19 protein-coding genes, 1 pseudogene and 1 riboswitch are annotated in these 23,578 nt (G+C 66.7%); of the genes and pseudogenes, 7 read left to right on the forward strand and 13 right to left on the reverse strand.

The window, feature by feature from the left end:
* Positions 1–174: 174 nt before the first annotated feature.
* Positions 175–1,275, reverse strand: coding sequence for a 3,4-dihydroxy-2-butanone-4-phosphate synthase (gene ribB, locus V3B46_RS13965; RefSeq protein ID WP_329892184.1), 1,101 nt, complete (start codon positions 1,273–1,275; stop codon positions 175–177).
* The gene (locus tag V3B46_RS13970) at positions 1,272–1,934 is read right to left on the reverse strand and encodes a riboflavin synthase (protein WP_329892185.1); all 663 of its coding nucleotides are present in this window, start codon (positions 1,932–1,934) and stop codon (positions 1,272–1,274) included. Before V3B46_RS13970 ends, ribB begins: the two co-directional genes overlap by 4 nt.
* Before the next feature lie 77 nt (positions 1,935–2,011).
* A riboswitch (FMN riboswitch) is annotated at positions 2,012–2,156 on the reverse strand.
* A 261-nt stretch (positions 2,157–2,417) separates the two neighbouring features.
* Between V3B46_RS13970 and V3B46_RS13975 the strand changes: the two genes are divergently transcribed.
* Both V3B46_RS13975 and V3B46_RS13980 read left to right on the forward strand, forming a co-directional pair.
* Positions 2,418–3,038, forward strand: a complete 621-nt coding sequence (locus V3B46_RS13975) for a hypothetical protein (protein ID WP_100434035.1) — start codon at positions 2,418–2,420, stop codon at positions 3,036–3,038.
* 151 nt (positions 3,039–3,189) lie between these two features.
* Positions 3,190–4,074, forward strand: coding sequence for a hypothetical protein (locus V3B46_RS13980; protein ID WP_329892186.1), 885 nt, complete (start codon positions 3,190–3,192; stop codon positions 4,072–4,074).
* 84 nt (positions 4,075–4,158) lie between these two features.
* Here the strand turns inward: V3B46_RS13980 and V3B46_RS21730 are convergent.
* Positions 4,159–4,278: pseudogene (locus V3B46_RS21730) on the reverse strand (bifunctional diaminohydroxyphosphoribosylaminopyrimidine deaminase/5-amino-6-(5-phosphoribosylamino)uracil reductase RibD); the annotation flags it as partial.
* Positions 4,279–4,345: 67 nt separating this feature from the next.
* Here V3B46_RS21730 and V3B46_RS13985 point away from each other — a divergent pair.
* Entirely contained in the window at positions 4,346–5,008 is a 663-nt protein-coding gene (locus tag V3B46_RS13985; protein WP_329892206.1) for a hypothetical protein, read from the forward strand.
* An 86-nt stretch (positions 5,009–5,094) separates the two neighbouring features.
* A complete protein-coding gene (locus V3B46_RS13990) occupies positions 5,095–5,778 on the forward strand; it encodes a hypothetical protein (RefSeq protein ID WP_329892187.1) in 684 nt (227 codons plus the stop codon).
* A 39-nt stretch (positions 5,779–5,817) separates the two neighbouring features.
* Here the strand turns inward: V3B46_RS13990 and ribD are convergent, their stop codons facing one another.
* The 6 genes from ribD to V3B46_RS14020 all read right to left on the reverse strand — a co-directional run bounded on the left by ribD (position 5,818) and on the right by V3B46_RS14020 (position 10,613).
* On the reverse strand, positions 5,818–6,903 hold the full coding sequence (gene ribD, locus V3B46_RS13995) for a bifunctional diaminohydroxyphosphoribosylaminopyrimidine deaminase/5-amino-6-(5-phosphoribosylamino)uracil reductase RibD (RefSeq protein WP_329892188.1): 1,086 nt from the start codon (positions 6,901–6,903) through the stop codon (positions 5,818–5,820).
* A gap of 136 nt (positions 6,904–7,039) precedes the next feature.
* Positions 7,040–7,561 carry a transcriptional regulator NrdR gene (gene nrdR / locus V3B46_RS14000; RefSeq protein WP_004143350.1) on the reverse strand — a complete coding sequence of 174 codons (522 nt, stop codon included), beginning with the start codon at positions 7,559–7,561 and terminating at the stop codon, positions 7,040–7,042.
* Positions 7,562–7,710: 149 nt separating this feature from the next.
* Positions 7,711–8,160 carry a hypothetical protein gene (locus V3B46_RS14005; RefSeq protein WP_329892189.1) on the reverse strand — a complete coding sequence of 150 codons (450 nt, stop codon included), beginning with the start codon at positions 8,158–8,160 and terminating at the stop codon, positions 7,711–7,713.
* A gap of 27 nt (positions 8,161–8,187) precedes the next feature.
* On the reverse strand, positions 8,188–8,607 hold the full coding sequence (locus tag V3B46_RS14010) for a hypothetical protein (protein WP_329892190.1): 420 nt from the start codon (positions 8,605–8,607) through the stop codon (positions 8,188–8,190).
* Between the two features lie 66 nt (positions 8,608–8,673).
* Entirely contained in the window at positions 8,674–9,927 is a 1,254-nt protein-coding gene (gene glyA, locus V3B46_RS14015; protein ID WP_005408051.1) for a serine hydroxymethyltransferase, read from the reverse strand.
* 188 nt (positions 9,928–10,115) lie between these two features.
* Entirely contained in the window at positions 10,116–10,613 is a 498-nt protein-coding gene (locus tag V3B46_RS14020; protein WP_106467043.1) for an RcnB family protein, read from the reverse strand.
* 253 nt (positions 10,614–10,866) lie between these two features.
* Between V3B46_RS14020 and ettA the strand changes: the two genes are divergently transcribed.
* From ettA to V3B46_RS14035, 3 genes are all read left to right on the forward strand, one after another.
* The gene (ettA, locus tag V3B46_RS14025; RefSeq protein ID WP_005408049.1) at positions 10,867–12,531 is read left to right on the forward strand and encodes an energy-dependent translational throttle protein EttA; all 1,665 of its coding nucleotides are present in this window, start codon (positions 10,867–10,869) and stop codon (positions 12,529–12,531) included.
* A gap of 124 nt (positions 12,532–12,655) precedes the next feature.
* A complete protein-coding gene (locus V3B46_RS14030; protein WP_005408048.1) occupies positions 12,656–13,972 on the forward strand; it encodes an NCS2 family permease in 1,317 nt (438 codons plus the stop codon).
* A 153-nt stretch (positions 13,973–14,125) separates the two neighbouring features.
* Positions 14,126–15,091 carry a DUF4434 domain-containing protein gene (locus V3B46_RS14035; RefSeq protein ID WP_329892191.1) on the forward strand — a complete coding sequence of 322 codons (966 nt, stop codon included), beginning with the start codon at positions 14,126–14,128 and terminating at the stop codon, positions 15,089–15,091.
* Here V3B46_RS14035 and V3B46_RS14040 read toward each other — a convergent pair.
* From V3B46_RS14040 to wecB, 4 genes are read right to left on the reverse strand one after another with little or no spacing between them, the layout of a single operon-like run.
* Positions 15,085–17,919 carry an NfrA family protein gene (locus V3B46_RS14040; protein ID WP_329892192.1) on the reverse strand — a complete coding sequence of 945 codons (2,835 nt, stop codon included), beginning with the start codon at positions 17,917–17,919 and terminating at the stop codon, positions 15,085–15,087. The two genes, V3B46_RS14035 and V3B46_RS14040, sit on opposite strands and share 7 nt — an antisense overlap.
* Positions 17,916–20,063 carry a glycosyl transferase family protein gene (locus V3B46_RS14045; RefSeq protein WP_329892193.1) on the reverse strand — a complete coding sequence of 716 codons (2,148 nt, stop codon included), beginning with the start codon at positions 20,061–20,063 and terminating at the stop codon, positions 17,916–17,918. Before V3B46_RS14045 ends, V3B46_RS14040 begins: the two co-directional genes overlap by 4 nt.
* Positions 20,064–20,069: 6 nt before the next feature.
* Entirely contained in the window at positions 20,070–22,271 is a 2,202-nt protein-coding gene (locus V3B46_RS14050) for a hypothetical protein (protein ID WP_329892194.1), read from the reverse strand.
* Positions 22,268–23,452: a non-hydrolyzing UDP-N-acetylglucosamine 2-epimerase gene (gene wecB / locus V3B46_RS14055; protein ID WP_329892195.1), complete on the reverse strand. Its 1,185-nt coding sequence runs from the start codon at positions 23,450–23,452 to the stop codon at positions 22,268–22,270. Before wecB ends, V3B46_RS14050 begins: the two co-directional genes overlap by 4 nt.
* Between the last annotated feature and the right edge of the window lie 126 nt (positions 23,453–23,578).

The raw sequence follows: 23,578 nt of genomic DNA on the forward strand, positions 1-23,578 counted from the left end.
TCTGGGGGTAATGCCCGCGGGGAGGGCCCCGGGCCGGGGCCGAGGGGGCCCCGGGGCGTGCCGACCACCGGTCGGCACCCTCCGGTGGCACGGGGTCGCCACCCACCGGTAGTGCCGGCCGCTGGCCGGCAATCACGGGGACTGCGGTTGCCGGCCAACGGCCGGCACTACCCCTTACAGGGTCACCGTCTCCACCACTTCCAGGCCGTAGCCGGCCAGGCCGATCTGGCGGCGCGGGGTGCCCAGTACGCGCAGCTTGCCCAGGCCCAGGTCGGACAGGATCTGTGCGCCAGCACCATTGCGGCGCCACTGGCTCACGTCCTTGTCCTTGCCCGGTACCACCGGCGCCGGCTGCTGGCGCAGGCGGGCCAGCAGGGCCTCGCCGTCGCGGGGGGCCTGCAGCACCACCATCACGCCGGCGCCTTCGGCATCGATGGCACGCAGGGCATCGGTGGCGGCCACGCCGAAGTCGTCACGGCGCCAGTGCAGCAGGTCGGCCAGCGGGTTTTCCACCTGAACGCGCACCAGGGTCGGGGTGTCCGCATCCGGCGTGCCACGGACCAGGGCGAAATGCAGGTCGTGGGCGATGCGGTCGCGGTAGGTGAGCAGCTTGAACGGGCCGAATTCGGTGTCGATGTCACGCTCGTCCACGCGCTCGACGGTCTTTTCGGTAGCCAGGCGGTAGGCGATCAGGTCGGCGATGGAGCCCATCTTCAGGCCGTGCTCGCGCGCGAACACTTCCAGCTCCGGGCGGCGCGCCATGCTGCCATCCGGGTTCAGGATCTCCACCAGCACGCCGGCCGGCTCCAGACCCGCCAGCATGGCCATGTCCACGGCGGCCTCGGTGTGGCCGGCGCGGGTCAGCACGCCGCCCGGCTGGGCGATCAGCGGGAAGATGTGGCCCGGCTGGTGCAGGTCCGACGGCTTGGCGTTGGGCTTCACCGCGGTGCGGATGGTGTGCGCGCGGTCATGCGCCGAGATACCGGTGGTGACACCCTCGGCGGCCTCGATGCTGACCGTGAAATTGGTCTGGAACTGCGCGGTATTGGCCTGCACCATCGGCGCCAGGCCAAGATCGGCGGCGCGGGTGCGGTTCAGCGGCAGGCACACCAGACCGCGGCCATGGGTGACCATGAAGTTGATGTCGCTGGCCTTGACCAGCTCGGCGGCCATGATCAGGTCGCCTTCGTTCTCGCGGTCTTCGTCATCGACGATGACGACCATGCGGCCCAGGCGGATGTCTTCCAGGATCTCCGGAATCGGGGCGAAATTCATGCTGCATCTCCATGCGGGTGCTGACCGTTGGCCGGCGCAGCATCTCCCAGTGGGTGCCGACCGTTGGTCGGCACGCTGATCAACCGCTCGACATATCGGGCGACCAGGTCGATTTCAAGATTGACCGCACTGCCCACGCCCGCGGCGGAGAAGGCAGTGTTGGCCACGGTGTGCGGGATCAGCGCCACTTCAAAGCCTTCCTCGTCCACTTCGTTGACGGTGAGGCTGACGCCGTCCACGCAGATCGAGCCCTTCTTGGCGATGTAGCGGCGCAGGGCGGCCGGCGCGGCGAAACGCCAGCGCTGGGCACGCGCATCTTCATGGATGGACAGGACCTGGCCGAGGCCGTCGACGTGGCCGCTGACCAGATGGCCGCCAAGGCGGTCGGTCGGGCGCATGGCACGCTCGAGGTTGATGACCGCACCTTCGGACAGCTGGCCCAGCGTGGTCAGGCCCAGGGTCTCGGTGGAGGCATCGGCCTGGAAGCTGCTGGCGTCGAATGCGATGACGGTGAGGCAGACGCCGTTGATGGCAATACTCTCGCCCATCTGCACGTTGTCGAACGGCAGATTCCCGACATTGAAGGTGAAGCGGACATCGCCGCCGATGGATTCGCGTGCGGCCAGACGGCCGACGCCTTCGATGATTCCAGTAAACAAGTAACGTTCTCCGCGAAAAGTGAGCGAAAAACGCCGCAAGGCAAACAGGCGGGCGCAGGGCTGCAAAGGCCCTGTGGCACCGTCTTCTTTCATCCGGACTATACCGTCGGCTCCGGCATCGGACCGGATCTGCTGACCCCCGGCCGTGGGCCGGGGCGCTCGCGGGCTCGTGCTTGCGCACCTACCGCCGGTGGGGAATCGCACCCCGCCCTGAAGACGTTTGTGTACCGGCGAACCGGCCGGCGTAGTGTACCAGCCCCTGCTGAACGGGGTCGGATCCCTTTCCGCAGGAAAGGGATCCGACCCCGGCCAAGTCTGCCGCAGGCTGTGACGGCCGTCGCGCGCCCTCGGGACAAATTTGCTTAATATGGGCACCTCGCAATCTGTAAAAATTTCATTAATATGCGCACCGGACGACATGAGGTCGCCACGGGCCGCCCGCTGGGCAGGCCCGCCAATGGACTGAAATTCACAGGAATTCCCATGCGCAAGATCCTGATCGTGGCCGCTCTGCTGGCCGCCGCTCCGTTCACGGCTTCGGCTGACGCCCTGAGCTACACCTACGTCGAAGGCGGCTGGACGCAGGTCAAGGTTGACGACAACGCACTGGACGACCCGAAGGTCGACGGTGGTTACCTGCGTGGCTCTGTGGCCGTGGCCGAGCAGGTCTACGTGTTCGGTGGCTGGTCGCGTACCAGCAAGACCTATCACTACAGCGACGGTTCGCTGAAGGTTGAACTGAATCAGCCGGAGCTGGGCATCGGCTACCACATGCCGTGGACCGACCGCGTCGACTTCACCGCCGACATTGCCTGGGTGCGTCAGAACGCTGAACTGACCGATCGTTACGACGGCTACAGCGACCGCTACAAGGACCACACCAACCTGGCCCGCGCCACCATGGGCATCCGCGGCAAGCCGTCGCGCATGACCGAAGCCTGGGCCAAGGCCGGTTACATGGACGGCGGCAACAACTACAAGGGCACCTGGGTCGGCACCATCGGTGGCCAGATCAACTTCACCAAGACCTGGGGCCTGGTGGGCGAGATCTCCGGTTACCGCGACGTCACCCAGTACTCGGCCGGCGTCCGCGCCAGCTTCTGATCCAACGATCGCTCCTCGTCGTGCGATCGAACGGGCCCCGCAAGGGGCCCGTTTTTTTGGCCGCTGAACACCACCACGTGGCCCCATCGCGCCATCGAAAGTCCTCGCAGATGCGCTAGGCTTGCGCGCCTCTGGAACAGGAAACACCGTCATGAAGACCCCCATCCGCACCCTGCTGGCCAGCGCCCTGCTGTGCGCCCCGCTGGCCGCCCCGGCCGCCCCGGCCACGCTGTCGCCCGAACAGGCATTCGATCTGTATGCACGCACCCTGCTGGAGGACGACGCTGCCGCCACGCGCTCGCTCAACGACGCACTGAAGCCGGCGTTCGAGGGCCAGGACGCGGTGACACCGACCCCAGGTGCGCTGGCCAAGGCGCTGGCCGAACCCTGGCAGACGGTGCTCGCCAGCACCGGCGCCAAGGTCGACACCGCCGCCACCGAGACCCTGTATGCCAAGGCGCTGCGTGATTCGAAGTGCCGCGCCACCAAGAGCGTGATCGAAGACAACGAGTACGTTGAAGACCAGAAGCTGGCGCGGATCACCTACAGCTGCCAGCTGCCCGACCTGGGCAGGGTGCGCCCGCTGTTCGCCGCCAGCCTGGCCGACGATGCCAGCCCGGCCTCGCGCAAACAGTTCACCGACGCCTACACCCAGGCGCTGCAGAGCGGCGCGCGCGTGCCGGTCAGCGGCACCTTCACCCTGTACCCGGCCAAGGACAACGGCTACTGGTACAGCGGTAATTTCGATGACCTGGTGGGCACCGTGACCGGCGCGCTGGCACCGTTCGAGGACTGGATGCAGGACGCGCAGGCGGCCAACGCGCCGAAGGTGACCGGCGTACCGGGCTGCGACCTGCTGCTGCAGCAGCATCGTGCCTGCGTGGCGAAGATCGCACCCGACCAGATCAGCGGCGTGGACGCCATGGCCGAGGAACTGAAGGCCAAGGCGCAGGTGCAGTCGGCCGATGAGATGACGCAGGAGTGCAAGGCACTGCGCCCGATCGCCGAGATGATGTGGACCGACGAATGCGCGTAAGCGCGTAATCGGTAGCGCCGGGCCATGCCCGGCGGCTCCACCGAATGACAGGCACCGGGCATGGCCCGGCGTTACCGCATTGCCTTACGCGCGCAGCAGCAGTCGAAGGTCTTCCCGCAATTGCCGCTGGTCAACCACACGCAGGCGGCGCTGCTGGTCCATGGCATCGATACCGGGCCCAGCCAGCAGCAGGCGGTTCTTTTCATAATAGTTGCATGGAGTTCGAGAGGGTTTGACGCGAGGCTGGCGATCCTTCCAACGGAAAGCACCATTGCGACGATTCTGCCTGCTTCTTCTGCTCTGCCTTCCCATTGCTACGCATGCATCGCCGTCCGGGAAGCTCACTCCAGAGCAAGCATTTGACCTGTTCGCCCGGGCACTGCTGGAAAGTGATGCCCAGGCAGGTGAAACGCTCTCCCACGCCATGCGCGCCGCGAGGCATAGCGACGCCCCAATTGCGATCAAGGCTGCGCGCCTCGTGCCGGAGATGGTCGACGCGCTGGCGAAGGGCGAGATCGAAGACGATGTGCCGGCCGAATTCGCCGAACAGCTTGGCGAGGTGCTCAGATCGACCTATCTTCGCAGCCACTGCCGCGCGACCTCAGCCGTTCCGATAGACCACAGCAAGCCGGCCCCCCAGGAGATGGAGCTGTCCTTCAGCTGCCAGATTCCGGACTGGGGTGCGGCGACGCCTGCGCTGACCGACGAAGTCATCAGCAGAATGAAGGCGGATGCATGGTTCGCCTATCGCTTGATCACGACTACAGTCCCTATCCTTCCCCGACGCACGATTACCGATACCGTCGTTCTTACTGCCGATACAGACGGCAATTACTTCTTCGCGGATGTTCAAGCACTGCTTACTCCACTGATCCAGTCCACGATGCCAATGCTGATGCTGGCCGGGCACGACAGGGCGCAAGTCCAACCATGAAGAGCATCCGGTCCGCAGTTAGGAGGCAACGAAGTCTGACCAGCGCGATAGCCACGTACGTCGCTATTCCTGCCGTCAGGACGATCATGCGAACACCAAGCCTTTCCCTCGTTCTTTGCTTCGCGCTTTCCGGACATGCATCGGCCAATCCGGAGATGAGCCCCGAGCAAGCATTCGATCTTTTCGCCAAGGCGGTTCTGGAGAGTGACGTCGATGCGAATGAAAAGCTGCATCGCTCCATGGTGGGAATCAACCACTACGAAGCAGAATCGGTTACGAATCTACATCAGCTCGCTCCGGCGTTGGTCAAGGAAATGGTAGACGGACTGATTCAGTACAAGATCTTCTCTGCCAAATCCGCCAATGGGTACGGCACTCTGATGACCGATGCTTACGCCCGCACTCAATGCAGAGCAACAGGGACACGAGCGGCTTCGCAGTATGTGTTGGACAAGAAGAAGGCCACAGAGATCGTCGTGCAGTTCAGCTGCCAGGTACCGGCTTTCAATACTGAGAGCGGTGAGGTTACGGATGCGGCCATTCTGAGAAAGATGCGCAAAAGCACGAAGTATGCTTTCCGCACATGGGCGGCAATGCTCAAACGCGGTAAACAGCGCACGCTGACGGGCGAGACGATGCTGACCGGAGATCCTGATACCGGCTACTTCCCTGACGCCTACAACATGAGATCCCTGACACCCGTTCTGTACTCGGTACGACCGGCGGAACGGGTGGATCCCTTTGCTGATATGGAGCGGGATGCGAAGTAAGGGCCACTGCGCCGACCAAGGTCGGCATCTACCAGAGCCTTACGCGCGCAGCAGCAACCGAAGGTCATCCCCCACTTGCCGCTGGTCGACCACGCGCAGGCGGCGCTGCTGGTCCATGGCATCGATGCCGAGACCGGCCAGCAACGGGCGGCCACTGTCACCCAGCAACGTGGGCGCCTGGTACAGCAGCAGTTCGTCCACCCAGCCGCCACGCAGCAGCGCGCCAGCCAGCGTCGCACCGGCTTCGGTATGCACCTCGTTGATGCCGCGTTCGACCAGCAGTGCCAGCACCGCGCCAAGATCCAACCGCCCATCAACGCAGGGCACGCTGGCGAATTCGGCGTCGGCCGCGTCCGGTGCACTCACTGCCGCATCATGCAGGTACAACGTAGGTGCCCCACCCTCGCGCACACGACTGCATTCGAGCGAACGCAGGCGCGAATCGAGCACCACGCGCAGTGGCGGCATCACCTCGGTATCGGCCAGACGCACGGTCAGCATCGGGTCGTCGGCCAGCACCGTGTCGGCGCCGGTCAGGATCGCACCTGCGCGCGCGCGCCAGTGCTGCACGTCTTCGCGCGCGGCCGGGGCGGTGATCCACTTGGAACTGCCATCGGCCATCGCGGTGCGACCATCGAGGCTGGCTGCCAGCTTCACCCGCAACCACGGTCGGTTGCGCTCCACGCGCGACAGGAAGCCCTTGTTGAGCTCACGCGCCTGCGCCGCCATCAGTCCTTCGGCGACCTCGATGCCGGCATTGCGCAGCAGATCGAAGCCACCGCCATCGACCTTCGGGAACGGATCGCGCATCGCCGCGACTACGCGCGATACGCCCGCTTCTATCAGGGCCAGCGCACACGGCGGCGTACGACCGTAGTGTGCGCAGGGTTCGAGCGTGACATAGGCGGTGGCACCGCGGGCCTCGCTGCCGGCCTCGCGCAGCGCGAACACTTCGGCGTGCGGTCCACCGGCGCGCTGGTGCCAGCCCTGCCCGACCACACGTTCGCCGTGGGCGATCACGCAGCCGACCATCGGGTTGGGACGGGTGGTGTAGGCGGCACGCTCGGCCAGGCGCAGCGCGCTGGCCATGTGCAGGTGGTCGAGGACGGAGAACGAAGTGGTCATGCGGCCATGGTAGCGCCGTTGGTGGCGGTGTAGATCCACGCCATGCGTGGATGGGCGCCACTGTGCCAACCAACAGTTGGCACCCACCAGTGGATGTGCCATCGGCGCCAACCAAGGTTGGCATCTACCGGGGCGGTCAGCCCTTCTTCTTCTTGGTCAGGGCGATCACATCGCCCAGCAGCTGCAGCTGTTCGGTACTGGACGGAAGGTCGCGCTCGAGCTTCTCGATCTCTTCGCGGAAATCGGCCACGTCCTCGAAGCTGCGGTAGACCGAAGCGAAGCGCACATAGCCGACATGGTCGAGCTTGCGCAGTTCGTTCATGACGAACTCGCCGACCTTGATCGACGGCACTTCGCGCTCGCCGCTGATGCGCAGCTGATGGACCACGGCGCGTACCGCCGCTTCGATCTTGTCTTCGGCCACGGCACGCTTCTGCAGCGCGCGATCAAAGCCAGCACGCACCTTGCGCTGGTCGAACGCCTCGCGGGTGCCATCGCTCTTGACGATGGCCGGCAGCTTCAGCTCCACCGTCTCCATGGTGCTGAAGCGCTCGCCGCAGGCTTCGCATTCACGCCGACGACGGATCGTCGCGCCGTCTTCGGAGACGCGCGAGTCGATGACCCGGGTATCGGCATGTTGGCAGAAGGGGCAGTGCATGGAACGCCTGGCTCAGGAAAGTACCTATTGCCACGGTCATGGCAGCGTCGCAAAGGTACCTGAGAAAGGGCCCCGCAGCAAATGCTGTCTGCGCGGAAGTGCCTGCATTTCGGCCGAACAGAGCCGCCAGCGCGGTCAGCGCTGCGCGTTCAACCGGGTGCCGGCGGCGCCGAGGCCGCGCGCGCCCAACGCAGCCACGCCAGATGCCCTGCCATCACCAGCAACGGCGGGCCGAACCCGAGGAAGGCCAGGGTCGAGATCTCCCCGTGCTTGAAGGTGAAGTACAGCGTGGCGACAACCACGCCCAGCGCGGCCAGGGCCCCCAGCGCCAGGCCGACCCAAGCGACAACCGGCGATTGGCGCAGGCCGCTGACACCGCGCCACAGGAACAGGCCGCTCAGCCACAACCACGACAGCAAGCCGATGATCCCGGCCGACGACCACAGCAGCAGGATCCTGTACTCGTCACCGGTCAGGTACTTGCCATCCCATACGACCATCAGACCCAGCACGGCACCCGTGCCTCCGGCGGCCACCGTTGGCAGGCCCACCAACAGGCCGGCAATGGCCATCCAGCGTTTGTGCAGACGCTCATCCATGCGTTCGGTTTCCTTCCCTGGGCCGCATCATCCGCGGCGTTTGATCCACACCAGCATCGCAGCCGGCACCAGCATCGACGGGCCCAGCAGCAACAAGCCGAGGCCTTCGCCGTGCACGGCGATGCCCCACCACAGCGCCAGCCCCAGCGGGGGCAAGGCGGCGAGACCGCCCGCCAGCAGCATCAACCACCAGAGGCGGTGCACGTGCAGCCCGGCACGCCCCTGCAACAGAAAACCCGCGCTCAGCCACAACCAGGCCAGGCAGCCGGCAATGCCGGCCAGGCCCCACAGCGGCATCACCGTTACCGAGGCCAGCGTGCCATGACCAAACTGGCCCAGCCCCATCAGCAGCAGCATCGTCGCCGCCGCGCCGCCCATCGCCAGGCTGGGCAGGCCGAACAGCACCGCCAGCGCGGCGTAGAGGTACTTGAGGTGGCGCTCATCCATGCGCGGTTACTCCCATACCGGTGTCGGAGCCCTTCCCGGCAGGAAGGGATCCGACCCCTGCTGCGATCAGCCGTAGACCGGGTACTTGCGGCACTGCGCGCTGACGGCGTCGCGCACGCGGGCGATGACGGCGTCATCATTCGGTGCGTCGAGCACGTCGGCGATCCAGTTGGCCAGGTCCACGCAATCCTGTTCGACGTAACCACGGGTGGTCACCGCCGGGGTGCCCAGGCGCAGGCCCGAGGTCACGAACGGCGAACGCGGGTCGTTCGGCACCGAGTTCTTGTTGACGGTGATGTGGGCCTTGCCCAGCGCGGCTTCCGCGTCCTTGCCGGACACGTCCTTGCCGATCATATCGACCAGCATCAGGTGGTTCTGGGTGCCACCGGAGACGATCTTGTAGCCACGTTCGATCAGCGTGTTGGCCATCGCCTGGGCGTTCTTCACCACCTGCTGTTGGTAGGCCTTGAAGCCCGGTTCCAGCGCTTCCTTGAAGGCCACGGCCTTGCCGGCGATGACGTGCATCAGCGGACCGCCCTGGATGCCCGGGAACACGATCGACTGCAGCTTCTTGACCAGGTCTTCGTCGGCGCCCTTGGCGACGATGATGCCGCCGCGCGGACCGCGCAGGGTCTTGTGGGTGGTGGAAGTGACCACGTGCGCGTGTTCCAGCGGGCTCGGGTAGACGCCAGCGGCAACCAGGCCGGCAACGTGGGCCATGTCCACGAACAGGTAGGCACCGACCTTGTCGGCGATGGCGCGGAAGCGCGCCCAGTCGATCACCTGCGAGTAGGCCGAGAAGCCGGCCACGACCATCTTCGGCTTGTGCTCCAGGGCCAGGCGCTCGACTTCGTCGTAATCGATCAGGCCCTGGTCGTTCACACCGTACTGCACGGCGTTGAACAGCTTGCCCGAGGCATTGACCTTGGCACCGTGGGTGAGGTGGCCGCCGTGGGCCAGGCTCATGCCGAGGATGGTGTCACCCGGCTGCAGCAGAGCGAAGTACACGGCCTGGTTGGCCTGCGAGCCGCTGTGCGGCTGCACGTTGGCGTAGTCGGCGCCGAACAGCTGCTTCAGGCGATCGATCGCCAGCTGCTCGGCGATGTCCACGTATTCGCAACCACCGTAGTAGCGCTTGCCCGGGTAGCCTTCGGCGTACTTGTTGGTCAGCTGGCTGCCCTGCGCTTCCATCACCGCCGGGCTGGTGTAGTTCTCGCTGGCGATCAGCTCGACGTGGTCTTCCTGGCGCTGGGTTTCAGCGGCGATGGCCTTGGCCAGTTCGGGATCGTAGGATTCGATGCGGACGTCACGCGGGAACATCGGGTACTCCAGCAGGCAGGGAAAAGGGGTAGGGCTCAGCCCCCGATTGTAGCCCCGCACCGGGCCTGCCGGGGCCGAAACGGACGGGGCCGGCATCCCCGAAGGAATCCGGCCCCGTATGGTTTCGATTGATGTTGTGGGGTCAGAGCCCTTTCCGTTGGAAAGGGATCCGACCCCGGCCGCGATCCTCAGCGGTTGCTGAGCACGTACTGGGCGATCACACCGGTGGCGATGGCCACCAGCAGCATGTTGCCGCGGTCATCGCGGATCCAGTGGTGGCCATACGGCGGGCGACGCAGGTGGTAGCGCGGGTAGTCGTTCACCACGTAGACCGGGCCGGAGTAGTAATTGCGATAGGGAGAGCCGACCCGCCAGCCGTAGCTGCCGTAACGCGGCGGCGGCGCAGGGCGATAGACCACGCGCGGTGGTGCCGGGCGGTAGTAGCGGTCGCGGTAGTAGCGGTCATGGTCGCGGTGCCATTCACGGCGGTCATGGCGGTAGTCGCGCCGGGCCTCGCGGCGGTCGCGCTCCCAGTCACGGCGATCCTGGCGCCATTCGCGGCGGTCCTCGCGCCATTCGCGGCGATCGTGGTCGCGGCGGTGATCGTTGTCGGCGAAGGCCGGGGCCACGGCGCCCAGCGCCAGCACAGAGGCCACGGCGCCGGCCATTACTCGATTGATGCGCATGTCAGACCTCTGCTTGGGTGGGTGGTGAGCCCATATTGCGCACCCGATCTGAACCGTTTCCGGCTGGAAACGCTTCCTGCTGCAGGGCTGTGACGCGGTATTCAGGCCGCGGCCAGCCCGGCGCCCCCTCCCGGGCGCGGCCCGGAACCGGTTCCGGCTATAATTGGCGGTATTCCATTTCAGTCTGTGCCCGCTGCCGCAACGGGATGTTCCCGTGACGGACCGGGTGCAGGGCCGCGCCTACGGAGACCGCATGTCCTCGCAATACATCTACACCATGAACCGCGTGTCCAAGGTGGTCCCGCCCAAGCGGCAGATCATCAAGGACATCTCGCTGTCCTTCTTCCCGGGCGCGAAGATCGGCCTGCTGGGCCTGAACGGCGCCGGCAAGTCCACTGTGCTGAAGATCATGGCCGGCGTGGACACCGATTTCGAGGGCGAAGCCCGTCCGCAGCCGGGCATCAAGGTCGGCTACCTGGCGCAGGAACCGGAGCTGGACCCGACCAAGACCGTGCGTGAAGCGGTCGAGGAAGGCGTGGGCGAAGTGCTGCAGGCACAGGCCGCGCTGGAAGCGGTGTACGCCGCCTATGCCGAGGAAGGCGCCGACTTCGACGCGCTGGCCAAGGAACAGGAGCGCCTGGAGGCGATCCTCGCCGCTGGCGACGCTCACACCCTGGAAAACCAGCTGGACGTGGCCGCCGATGCGCTGCGCCTGCCGCCGTGGGATGCCATCGTCGGCAAGCTGTCCGGTGGTGAAAAGCGCCGCGTGGCGCTGTGCCGCCTGCTGCTGCAGAAGCCGGACATGCTGCTGCTCGACGAACCGACCAACCACCTCGACGCCGAGTCGGTGGAATGGCTGGAACAGTTCCTGGCGCGCTACACCGGCACCGTGGTGGCCGTTACCCACGATCGCTACTTCCTGGACAACGCCGCCGAGTGGATCCTGGAACTGGACCGCGGCCGCGGCATTCCGTGGAAGGGCAACTACACCGACTGGCTGACCCAGAAGGATGAGCGCCTGAAGCAGGAAGACAACCAGGAAAAGGCTCGCCAGAAGGCGATCCAGAAGGAACTGGAGTGGTCGCGCCAGAACGCCAAGGGCGGCCGCACCAAGGGCAAGGCCCGTCTGGCCCGCCTGGAAGAGCTGCAGTCGGTCGATTACCAGAAGCGCAACGAGACCAATGAAATCTTCATCCCGCCGGGCGAGCGCCTGGGCAATGCGGTGATGGAGTTCAAGAACGTCTCCAAGAAGTTCGGCGACCGCCTGCTGTTCGACAACCTGAGCTTCCTGGTGCCGGCCGGCGCCATCGTCGGCATCATCGGCCCGAACGGTGCCGGTAAGTCGACCCTGTTCAAGATGATCACCGGCCAGGAAAAGCCGGATACCGGCGAGATCGTGGTCGGCCCGACCGTGAAGCTGTCCTACGTGGACCAGAGCCGCGACGCGCTGGAAGGCAACCACAACGTCTTCCAGGAAATCGCTGGCGGCCTGGACATCCTCAACATCAACGGCATCGAGATCCAGTCGCGCGCCTACATCGGCCGCTTCAACTTCAAGGGCCAGGACCAGCAGAAGATGGTCGGTTCGCTGTCCGGTGGTGAGCGTGGCCGCCTGCACATGGCCAAGACCCTGCTGCAGGGTGGCAACGTGCTGCTGCTCGACGAACCGTCCAACGATCTGGACATCGAAACCCTGCGTGCGCTGGAAGATGCGCTGCTGGAGTTCCCGGGCAACACCTTCGTCATCTCGCATGATCGCTGGTTCCTGGATCGCATCGCGACCCACATCCTGGCGTTCGAAGGCGACTCGCACGTGGAGTTCTTCCAGGGCAACTACCGCGAGTACGAAGAAGACAAGCGCCGCCGCATGGGCGACGACGCCGCGCCGAAGCGCCTGCGCTTCAAGGCGCTGAAGTAAGGCAACAGGAAAGGCCGCGCTCGCGCGGCCTTTCTCTTTCGGTAGGTCACCACCGTTGGTGGTGACGCTTTGAAGCGTACCGACCAACGGTCGGTACCCACCACCAACGGTTTGAGATTTCGCGATGTCCCTGTTCGAGCGCCTGTTCCAGCTGCAGCAGCACGGCACCACCGTGCGCACCGAGCTGCTGGCCGGTGTCACCACCTTCCTGACGATGTCCTACATCGTCTTCGTGAACCCCGAGATCCTCGGCACTACCGGCATGGACGCCGGTGCCGTGTTCGTGGCCACCTGCCTGGCCGCTGCACTGGGTTCGGCAGTGATGGCACTGGCCGCCAACTTCCCGGTCGGCATGGCACCGGGCATGGGCCTGAACGCGTTCTTCGCCTTCACCGTGGTCGGTGCCGCTGGCCTGCCCTGGCAGCAGGCACTGGGTGCGGTGTTCATCTCCGGCCTGGTGTTCCTGGTGCTGTCGCTGACCGGCGTGCGTGCGTGGCTGGTGTCGGGTATTCCGTCATCGCTGCGCTCGGCCATCGTGGCCGGTATCGGCCTGTTCCTGGCGATCATCGCGCTGCAGAAATCCGGCGTGATCGTCGGCAATGAAGACACGCTGGTGGCGCTGGGCCCGTTGAACACGGCGCCGCCGCTGCTGGCGCTGGCCGGTTTCCTGCTGATCGCGGTGCTGGAAGCGCGTCGCATCCGTGGCGCGATCCTGATCGGCATCCTGGCGGTGACCGGCGCCGGCTGGGCGCTGGGCGACGTGCAGTACCAGGGCCTGGTCTCGCTGCCACCGAGCCTGGCACCCACCTTCCTGCAGCTGGACCTGCCGGGCCTGCTGCACCATGACGGCGGCGCGCCGATCGCGGTGCTGCTGCAGGTGGTGCTGGTGTTCGTGCTGGTGGAAGTGTTCGATGCCACCGGCACCCTGTATGGCGTGGTCGGCCGTGCCGGCCTGCTGAAGCTGCCGGGCGCGCAGAAGCGCTTCGGCCGTGCGCTGCTGGCCGACAGCACCGCGATCGTGGCCGGTTCGATGCTCGGCACCAGCAGCACCACGGCCTTCGCTGAAAGCGCCTCGGGCGTGCAGGTGGGCGGCCGCACCGGCCTGACCGCACTGGTGGTATCGGCTCTGTTCCTGGCCGCGCTGCTGTTCTCGCCGCTGGCGGCGATGGTGCCCAGCTATGCCACCGCACCGGCGTTGCTGTTCGTGGCCGGGCTGATGCTGCGTGAGCTGGTGGAAGTGGACTGGAGCGACCTGACCGAATCGGTGCCGGCCGCACTGTGTGCGCTGGCGATGCCGTTCACCTACTCCATCGCCAATGGCCTGGCGTTCGGCTTCATCGCCTATGCCGCACTGAAGGCCGGTACCGGGCGCTGGCGCGAAGTGCATCCGGCGGTGTGGCTGGTGGCGGTGCTGTTCACCCTGCGCTACGCGTTGGAATAAGCGGTAGGTGATGCCGGCCAGCGGCCGGCACTACCAGAGCACGCTTCGGCCAGCGGCCGGCGCTACCGGGCGCTGGTTCACCTGCTGCGCACGGTGCTCTGGGATGATGCGGGCATGGTTCGGCCTGACCTTCCCGCGGATCCGTCTTCGCCGTTGCGCCGCCGATTGCTGCGTGCGGCAGTGCTGGCGCCATTGGCCGGCACGCTCGCCACCCTGCCCGGCTGCTCGTTGCCGGTGCAGGTCGATGGCACCTTCCTGCAGCCGTGGCGCAGCCACCTGCAGTGGGACCTGGCCGACTGGCAGCGATCCTTGAAGCTTGCACGGACGCTGGGCTGCCGGCAGCTGGTGCTGCAGTGGACCGGCATCGTCGGTGGCAGCGACGGCGACTGGTCGCTGCCGGACAGCAGCCTGCAGCAGCTGTTCACCGCCGCCAGCGAGAACGACATCCGCATCCGCGTCGGCCTGCCCTTCCAGCAGCGCTGGTGGCAGGCCATCGGCGCCGACGATGCCACGCTGCAGGCCTTCCTGGCCGACAGCCTGGTGCAGGCACGCCGCTGGTTGGCACAGGCGCCCTGGGCGCAGCAGCCGGCCTTCGGGGGCTGGTACCTGCCCTACGAGCTGGAGCAGTATCACTGGGCCGATCCGGCCCGCCAGCTGTGGCTGGCGCAGTGGTTGCACGGCCTGGTGCAGGCCGCCGGCGCACGCGGCGGTGACTGTGCGATCTCCTGTTACTTCAGCCGCCTGCAGACCAATGGCAACCTGGTCACGCTGTGGCAGGCGGTACTCGCGCACGCGGCCGTGCGGCCCATGGTGCAGGACGGCGTGGGGGTGGCCGGCGCCGGCAACGTGCAGCAGCTGCAACCGCTGCTCGATCATCTCCATGCCAACGGCATCGGTTTCGATACGATCGTTGAACTGTTCCGCGAACTGCCCGGCGGCCCCGCCGACGGCAGCGGATTCAAGGGCGAAACGGCCGATGCCGCACGCATCCAGCGGCAGTTGGCATGGGCACGCGACAGCGGCGCACAGCACGTGCTGGTCTATGCATTGGAGCCATGGCTGACCCAGGACACACCGCAGGCCGCAGCGCTGCGGCGACGCTGGGGCCTGCCTCAGTAGTAGAGGATGGCGGTGGCGAACAGGCCCTTGGCACGCTGCGTATCACCACCGCCGATGGCGATGCGGTACTGCACGGTCAGGTCCAGGTAGGAACGCGGCGTGTTGTAGTGGTCCTCGCGGAACCAGTAACGCACGCCCACGCCTGGCCCTGCGCCAAGTGACCAGCTGCGCTGCGTATCGTTGAGCGCGAACGACTGCGCCGGGAACAGCGGGTAACGGATGTCGCGCACGCGCGAGCGCTGGTCCAGCCAATCGGCGCCAACCACGACATAGGGTGTGACCACCCAGTGCGTCTGCCCGGCACCGAAACGCAAGCTGCGCCCGGCGCGCAGTTCACCAGCAGCGAACCACTGTTCGCGATGCAGGCGCCCGTTGGCCTCGCCAAGGCGCCGCACCGGCGTGCCGTTGGCATCGAGCGCGTCGAGGGTGAAGGTGGCACCGTTGTCGTCCCAGGTATATCCCCCCTGCGCATAGCCACTGACCATCCACCACTGGTTCACATCGGTGCGCAGATCGGTGCCGTGGTAATAGCCGTAGGTCAGGTAGGACATCCATCCACCGGAACCGCTGGCCAAGCGGTAGCGCGCCAGCGTGCTGGCTTCCAGTGGCCGGTTCAGGGCCAGCTGCAGGCGGCACTGCACCGCTGCCGATGCGGGGTAGACCTCGCCCTGGCGGGTGGCACTGCCCAGGAACTGGCGGCGCTCGATGCCGGCGCTCAAACCGGTCTGGCCAAACGCGTAGCGCAGGCCGAACGAGGCGATGGTGGACGGCCAGCCGGTGGTCGAGCGCGAATGACTGAGGCGCTCGGCGCGTGCACGCGCATCCGGCGTTGATTCGCCGGTGCACGGATCCACCGCACGGATCGACTCGTAGGTGCCACCCTCGTCGTACAGCGTGTTGAGCAGGCGTGCGTAGAGCTCCAGCGTGCCATGCTGGTCATTGAACGCTGGTGGCCGCCAGAACGCCTCCAGCGTACTGAACACCGAATCGCCGGGCGTACTGATCGCCGCACCGCCGACATTGGTTGCGGCCTGGCGCGCACCCCGGAAACCCGCCGAGGCGACCACGCCCCACTCGCGTGAATAGTTGGCGATGGCATTGCGCACGTTGTAGCGCTGATGCTCATCCAGCGGCAGCTCACCGACGTCGGCGCGGTCGATGGCGCTACGCAGCAGTGACACCGCCTGTGGATGATCGCCGTTGGCTGCGCTGGCGTAGGCCTGGTCGAGCACCACGCTTTTCGGTGCCTTGCCGGTGGCCTCGGCGGCACGGAAGTCGGCCAGTGCGCGCGCAGGTTCGTGCGCCTTCTGGTTGAGGTAGCCGCGCTGCATCAGCGCCTCCGCATCGTCAGGGCGCTGTGTCAGCGCCGCATCCAGGCGCTGCAGTGCTTCGTCCTGCTGGGCACGGTTGCCCGCCGCCAGCGTGGTGGTGAGCAGGCCTTGCAGGTTCGCGTCGTCCGGTGCGAGTTGCACGGCCTGCCGTGCCTCACCGATGGCATCGGTGTAATCCTGGCGCGCGTAGGCAGCATAGGCACGCTGTGCTGCACCGCCGTCGCCCTGCAGGTCGGCCGGCATCAACTCGCAGACATTGCCTGTGTCGCCCGACTGGCAGTGCTGGAACGGCACCGGATAGGTCTGCGCGCTCATACGCGGAAGCTCGCGACTGGAGCGGATCGCCCGGCTGCGTTGCTCGATGCCCTGCTGCAGAAGCTGCCGTGTCCGTGCATCGCCTTCAGCTGGCGGTACCGCCGCCTGCAACGGTGCCAGCAGTGCAGCAGCGCGTACCCGATCACCTGCGGCCAGTGCCGCATCTACCGCCAGCAGTCGCACGTTGCGCTGCTGCGCGGTTGATCCCGGCGTGGCAAGCGCGGCGTCGAAATCTTCATTGGCCCGTAACGTGCTGCCCTGGCGCTGGCGCAGGTAACCGCGCATGACCCGTGCATTGAGGTCGTTGGCATCTACCTGCAATGCCTGATCAGCACTATGCTCAGCGTCGGCCAGCTGATCGCCCTGCAGCTGCGCGGTGATCAGCAGCAGCCGGTATGAAGCCACGTCGGGGGCCAGTTCCACGGCAGCGTGTGCCTGCTCAATGGCGGCGGCATCCTCGCCTGCGGACAGCGATTGATAGGCCTGCTGGGCCTGCAGCAGGGCGCGTTGGCGACCCAGTGCCACGCGCCGCGTGCGCAGCGCCTCGGCATTCGGTGCACCCAGCTGCAGCGCGGTGCCGATGGCGGCGTCGGCCTGTTCGGGCTGTTGCTGTGCCTCCAGTGCTGCCACCCATAGCAGGGCCCATGCGCCCTGTTTCGGCTGCTTCCGGAACGCCTGCTCGGCCTTGCTGGCCGCCTCTCCCATCCGCCCGGCGTCATAGGCCGCGTACGCCTCGGTGGCCAGCGCGTAGGCCTGCTGCCTGCTGCGGTCTGCGGCGCTGCCGACCGGACGAGATGGGGATGTCGTGCGCGCACCTTCGCCTCCGGTTGCCGCGCTACGTGCAGCGGTGGCAGCCGCCAGCGCCGGCAAGGCCGGATCTTTCATCCCCGCGTCCAGCGCACGCCGCGCCTGCTGCTGCGCTTCTGCACCACGCCCGAGTTTCTGCAGCGCATAGATCTGCAGCAGGCGCAGCCGCACCACGTCCGGGCGCAGCCGGATCGCTTCAGTGGACTGCTGGTACGCCGCTCGGTAGTCACCACGCTCATAGGCGGCAAACGCCTGTTCGGCGATACGGTAGGCAGCTCCAGACAATGGCAGCTGCGCATCGGCCTGGGCCTGTACCGATACGCTGGCCGTGGCCAACGCCACGGCAATGACGGTGGACAGCAGCGTGGTCTTCATGCCGGCAAGGCTCCGGGAGGCGGTGACTGCAGCGCGGCCGCACGCCGGCGCTGCTCCTGCATGGCCTGGGCCACGGCCTCCTCGGTGGTGATGCCCTGCTTGACCAGGTAATCGCCGATGCGGCCGTCGCGCTGCGGCATGTAGTCGTCCAGTGCGATCTCGAAGCGCGCGTGGTCGATCAGGCGCATTTCCACCAGCAGGTCGCCCAGCAGCGGCACGTTGTCCAGGTGCCACTGCCGGTCGCCGCCGATCAGGCGCAGGCCCGCGTTGATTTCGCTTTCGCGGGCGATGCTCTGTTCAACGTGCTCGCTGCGGGTTTCCTGCTTCAGCAGTGCCAACGCCTCTTCGGGCAATGGGCTGGCGACGGCCAGCCGCAGGGTACCTTGCTGACGCGGCGGCAGCGGCAGCATCCGCCATTGCACGCAGGCATCGGCACTGACCGGGAACTGGCAGGCACGCAGGTAATCCACGTCGATCACCGCGCGTGGCAGGTCGCCCTGGAAGGCGATCGCCTCGGCCAGCGTTTCATCATCCAGCCAGCCCTGGGTGAGCAGGATGCGGCCCAACGGCTGCTGGCGGCCTGCCTGCTGCTGATCCAGCGCCTGCTGCAGGCGTTCGGGTTCCACCGCCTGCCAGGTGGTCAACAGCTCACCGAGCTGCTTGCGGGTCTGCACCAGCTGCGCCGCATCCGGGAAGTCGTGCATGGTCTTGTCCCAGACCATGCGCTTGCCGAACAGCAGGTAGGCCAGGAACACCTTCCACGCGCGTGCGGTGGCCATGAAATTGATCATGTTTCCGACCACCATGCGCGGGATCGACATCAGCGCATGCTCCCAGCCATACAGCCGGTTGACGAAGTAGAAGCGCTGCACGACGCGGGTGGCCAGCGCCGCCGTGGTCAGCAGCGCCACGTTCATCTGCCAGGTACCGGCCTGGAACACGCTGGGAAACTGCATCGTCCACAGCCCGGTCATCTTCAACAGCCAGAACAGCAGCAGCTGCAGGAAGATGACGTAGGCGATGATGCTGACGAACGAGGTGATGATGCCCTTGCGGTCGCGCGCCAGCAGGTACTTGGTGGCCAGCGAGCCGCGCCAGCCCAGCGACTCCCAGCTCTGCAGCCCGATGCCCAGCACCCAGCGTGCCTTCTGCCGGTACGATGCGCGGAAGTTGTCGGGGAAGTACTCGCGCACGCACAGCGCCATCTGCTGGGTGCGCTCGCGTACCGGGCCCCAGCCGAACCAGGACGGGCGACGCACGCGGAACTGCACCGGGAAGCGCGCGAAGATCGACTGCATCCCCATCGCCGCCAGCCGCGCACCGACGTCGTAGTCCTCGGTGAGGCTGTCGGTGTTGAAGGGCTGGTTGTCGGTCTGCGCGCTCAGTGCCAGCAGCGCGCGCCGCGAGAAGCAGGTGCCGACGCCCGCCGACGGCACCATGCCGGAAACACTTTCACGCACCACCAGATCCTTGGCATGCCATTCGGCGAACTCGTCCATGTAGACGCCGGCCACCAGTTCGTACCACTCGCGGTCCAGCGAGGTGACCGGCAACTGGATCATGTCCTTGCGCGGCAACAGGTAGTTGTAGAAGCGCAGTTCCATCGGGTGCAGCACGTCCTCGCTGTCGTGCAGGATCACCCCGGCGAACTCGATGTCGTGGCGTTTCTCGTAATCGAAGATGGCCAGGATCAGCCAGTTCAGGCAGTCGGCCTTGCTGGTCGGCCCGTCATGCGGCACTTCCACGCGGCGCAGGCGCTTGTAGCGGCGGCGCATGCGCTCCACTTCGTCGATGGTCTGCTGGTCATTGGGATAGGTGCCGACGAACACGACGTACTCGCGGTAGTCGAGTACGTTGATCATGTTCTCCACCATCTGCGCGATGACGTCGTACTCCATCCACGCCGGCACCATGATCGCCAGCGGCTGTTGCGGTCGCTGCAGCAGGTCTTCCTGGGTCAGCGGCCGGTACGCCTCGCGACGCTTGATGGTGAGCGCCCGCCAGCTCTCGCGCACCCAGTACCAGACATCGATGAACAGGTCATCGAGGCTGGAGATCAGGATCAGCACGGCCACCGCCGCCGCCGTGGTTTCCAGGGCAGCGTAGTAGTTGGCCAGCTGGATATTCCAGAACAGACCGTCCACGGTGGATCAGTGCCCTGTGTTGGCGGACTTGCGGCGGCGCACCTGGGTAACGCGGGCGGCCAGCAGCGCGAACACAATCACGCCGACCAGCAGCAGCAACCAGACCATGTGCCGTTCCCACTTCGATTGCGGATTGCCGTCCTGCGCGATACGCGTGCCATAGGGATCCTGGCGGTCGAATTCGCGCACGGCATCACTGCCGTCGAGCACGGCGAGATCACCGCGCAGCAGCCGGAACGGTGCGCCGAATGACGGTGCCTGTGCGCCCAGGTCGCTGTACAGCACGCCGAGCTGTCCGCCGGAGGTGCCGACCTGCACCACCGCGGCCCGGTCCAACCCGCTGACATCCAGCAGCGGCTGCGGCTTCCCGCCGATCAGCAGGTGCCCATCCTTCAGGCCGGCCACATCGACACCCGATGGCGCCACACCGAACGCCAGCCACGGCGCACCCGGGCTGACCGCCGCACCGGCATCGACCACCTTCAGTTCCGACGCCTCCGGCGAGGCACCCACTGCACTGGCCACCGCAATCACCTTGCGCAGCGATGCCGGTGCATCCTGCAGCCACGTGGCCGGCACGAACACCTGGTTGCCGCGCGACAGCTGACTGCTGGCGCCGACGAAATCACTGCCCAGCGACCGCTTGGCCAGGGTCAGGTGGCTGCTGGGCAGGATCGAGACAGGATAGGCGGTGGCGGGATCGTGGCAATAAGGTCGTGCCGGCTGGCGCAGGAAGCTGACGCGGATCTCGTTGCGCGCCGACAGCGCGTAGGCCGGCACCTTGGCCACCAGCCGTTGCGGCTGGCCATTGGCCGACAGCACCTTGCCGCCCAGCAGGTAATCGTTGAAATGGATCGTGGCCACCGCGCCCTGCCCGGCGGCGTTGGGCGCCGCCGAGACATCGATCACCACTTCCTCGGGCAGGCGCCCATCGGCCGACAGCGCGCCGAGGTCGAAGGTGGCACTGCGGTCCGCGCGGGTGACCACATCCATCGTACCGGCGATGTTGCCGAGCCGGCTCAGCAGCACATGGTCTCCGTCCAGCTTCGGTGTTCCCGCCGCGCTGACCTGCAGGCTGCGGCCCAGCGCATAGCTGCGCCACTGTTCGGCGAACAACCCGGCGACCTTGCCCGCCGCCGCCGGGTCGACCACCAGCGTCGGACGGCCAGCAACGGCGACCACGCTGACCGATGCGTTGGCCGTGGGCTTTTCCAGGCCGCCCATATCGGTACCGCGCCACGCGGCGAAGGCAGCGCCCGCATCGGCACCCGTAGCCGCAACCTGTACGGCCAGCGCGTCCAGTGCCGCGCGTACGCCGGCCCGCAGCGCATCACTGCCGATCATCACGTCAGCGGCCAAGGGCCCGCTGTCACGCAGCGACAGCAGCGCGCCAACTTCAGCCAGATCCTTGATCACATGCGCACGCTCGCCCGTCGCCAGCGCAGCGTAGGCCGGCACGCCCTGCAGGCTGGCCGGGATGCTGATGCCGGTCAGGTCGACACTGTCACCGACCTTGGGTAGCGCCACCACCTGCACCTGCTTGCCACCGCCCTGCAACGCGGTACCGACGCGCCAGGCGGCATCGTAGGCCGGCGCCTGCAGCGCCTTGCCGTCCACCAGCAGGCGCACCTGCGGTGGCAGCGCGCCCCAGGCCTTGGCCACGGTGTCCACGGCCCGGCCATCGAAGCGGTAGCTGAAACGCGAGTCCGGCGACAGCCGCAACACGTTGGCCGGCGCGCTCTGGTCGGCACATTGGTAGTCGGAGACGATCGACCACCAGCCGACGCCGACCCGCACGAAGCCGTTCTGGCGAGGTTCGCCATCAATGGCCAGCAGCTGGCTGGCGTCGCCCTGCGCATCGGTGATCGAGCGCGCAGCGATCGGATCGCCATCGACCGACCACAGGCCGGAAGTGCGCCCGGCGTGGCCGCGCACATAGCGCCCGTCCAGCTGCAGCTGCGCATCGCGGGTGGCGACGCCGGCCGGCACCGGCAGGTAGACCTCGCGCTGGCTCTCCTGCCCGCTGAGCACCAGCGGTTGGCGGAAACCGAGTTCACGCAAGGTCATCTGCCGGTTGCCCGTGCTGTCGCCGCTCCATTCGGCGAATTGGCCGGCGACGCTGTCGGCGGCATGGGCACTGGCAACCACGCCCGACAGGACGAACGCGGCGGCGGATGCAAACAGGGGAGAGCGGCCGGTCTGGGTCATGGCGTCACTTCGCGTGGATGGAGGTGGGCGGCACCGCTGTTGCGGAGGCCGGGCGAGAACTCGGGAAGGGGCGTGCCACGCAGGGCGGCGACGATGCGCGCGCTGGCACGGCCATCGCCGTAGGGACTGGCGTCGGGATCGAAGCGGGTCGGATGCGGTGGTTGTGCGAGTGCCGCGTTGACCGCCTCGACAATGCGCGAGGGCCTGGTGCCGACCAGCGTCACCACTCCGGCCTCGACCGCCTCCGGGCGTTCGGTGACGTCGCGCATGACCAGCACGGGCTTGGCCAGCGCAGGCGCTTCTTCCTGCACGCCACCGGAGTCGGTGAGGATGACGTCGGCGCGCTGCATCAGGCGCACGAAGCTCAGGTAGTCCTGCGGCGGCACCAGGTGCACGTTGTCGAGATGGCCGAGGTGGGCGTTGACCGGGCCCTGCACGTTCGGGTTGAGGTGCACCGGGTACAGCACCTGCAGGTCCGGCCGCCGCGCCAGCTCGGCCAGCGCACGGCAGATGTCCTCGAAGCCCTGGCCGAAACTCTCGCGGCGATGGCCGGTGACCAGCAGCAGGCGACGATCGGGGTCAAGCATGTGGAAGGGTTCGTCAGCCCGCGCACGCAGCGCCGGGTCGGCATCCAGCCGCTCTACGGTCTGCTGCAGGGCATCGATGACGGTATTGCCGGTGACCAGGATCTGCCCGCCCAGGTGTTCACCGGCCAGGTTGGCGCGCGAGCTGGGCGTGGGCGCGTACAGCTGGTGGCCGACCACATCGATCACCCGCCGGTTCATTTCCTCTGGCCACGGCCGGTTGATGTCGCCGGTGCGCAGGCCGGCCTCGACGTGACCGATCGGAATGCGGTGGTGGAACGCGGCCAGTGCGGCGGTCATCGCCGTGGTGGTATCGCCGTGCACCAGTACCCGGTCCGGGCGAACCTGCGTGTAGAGCGCGTCAAGCCGTTCGAACAGCTTGGAACACAGGCCGTTGAGCGTCTGGTTGGGCACCATGACATCGAGGTCATGGTCGGCGGTGATCGCGAACAGCGACATCACCTGGTCCAGCATCGCCCGGTGCTGGCCGGTGATGCAGACCACCGATTCGATGTCCGCAGCCTCCGCCAAGGCCCTTACCAGCGGCCCCATCTTGATCGCTTCCGGTCGCGTGCCGAACACCGACAGGACCTTCATCGCAGCGCTCCGAAAGGCCGGCGCGGGGGATTGCAGGCAGCTGTAGCCACGTCTGGATCCTTTCGGCGTTCCCGTCCAACACCCGCAGGCAGGAGACGGTCACCTCATGAGGAAACTCCAAATTCG

It is taken from the genome of Stenotrophomonas sp. SMYL11, assembly GCF_036320005.1.
GTDB classification, from domain to species: Bacteria; Pseudomonadota; Gammaproteobacteria; order Xanthomonadales; family Xanthomonadaceae; genus Stenotrophomonas; species Stenotrophomonas maltophilia_A.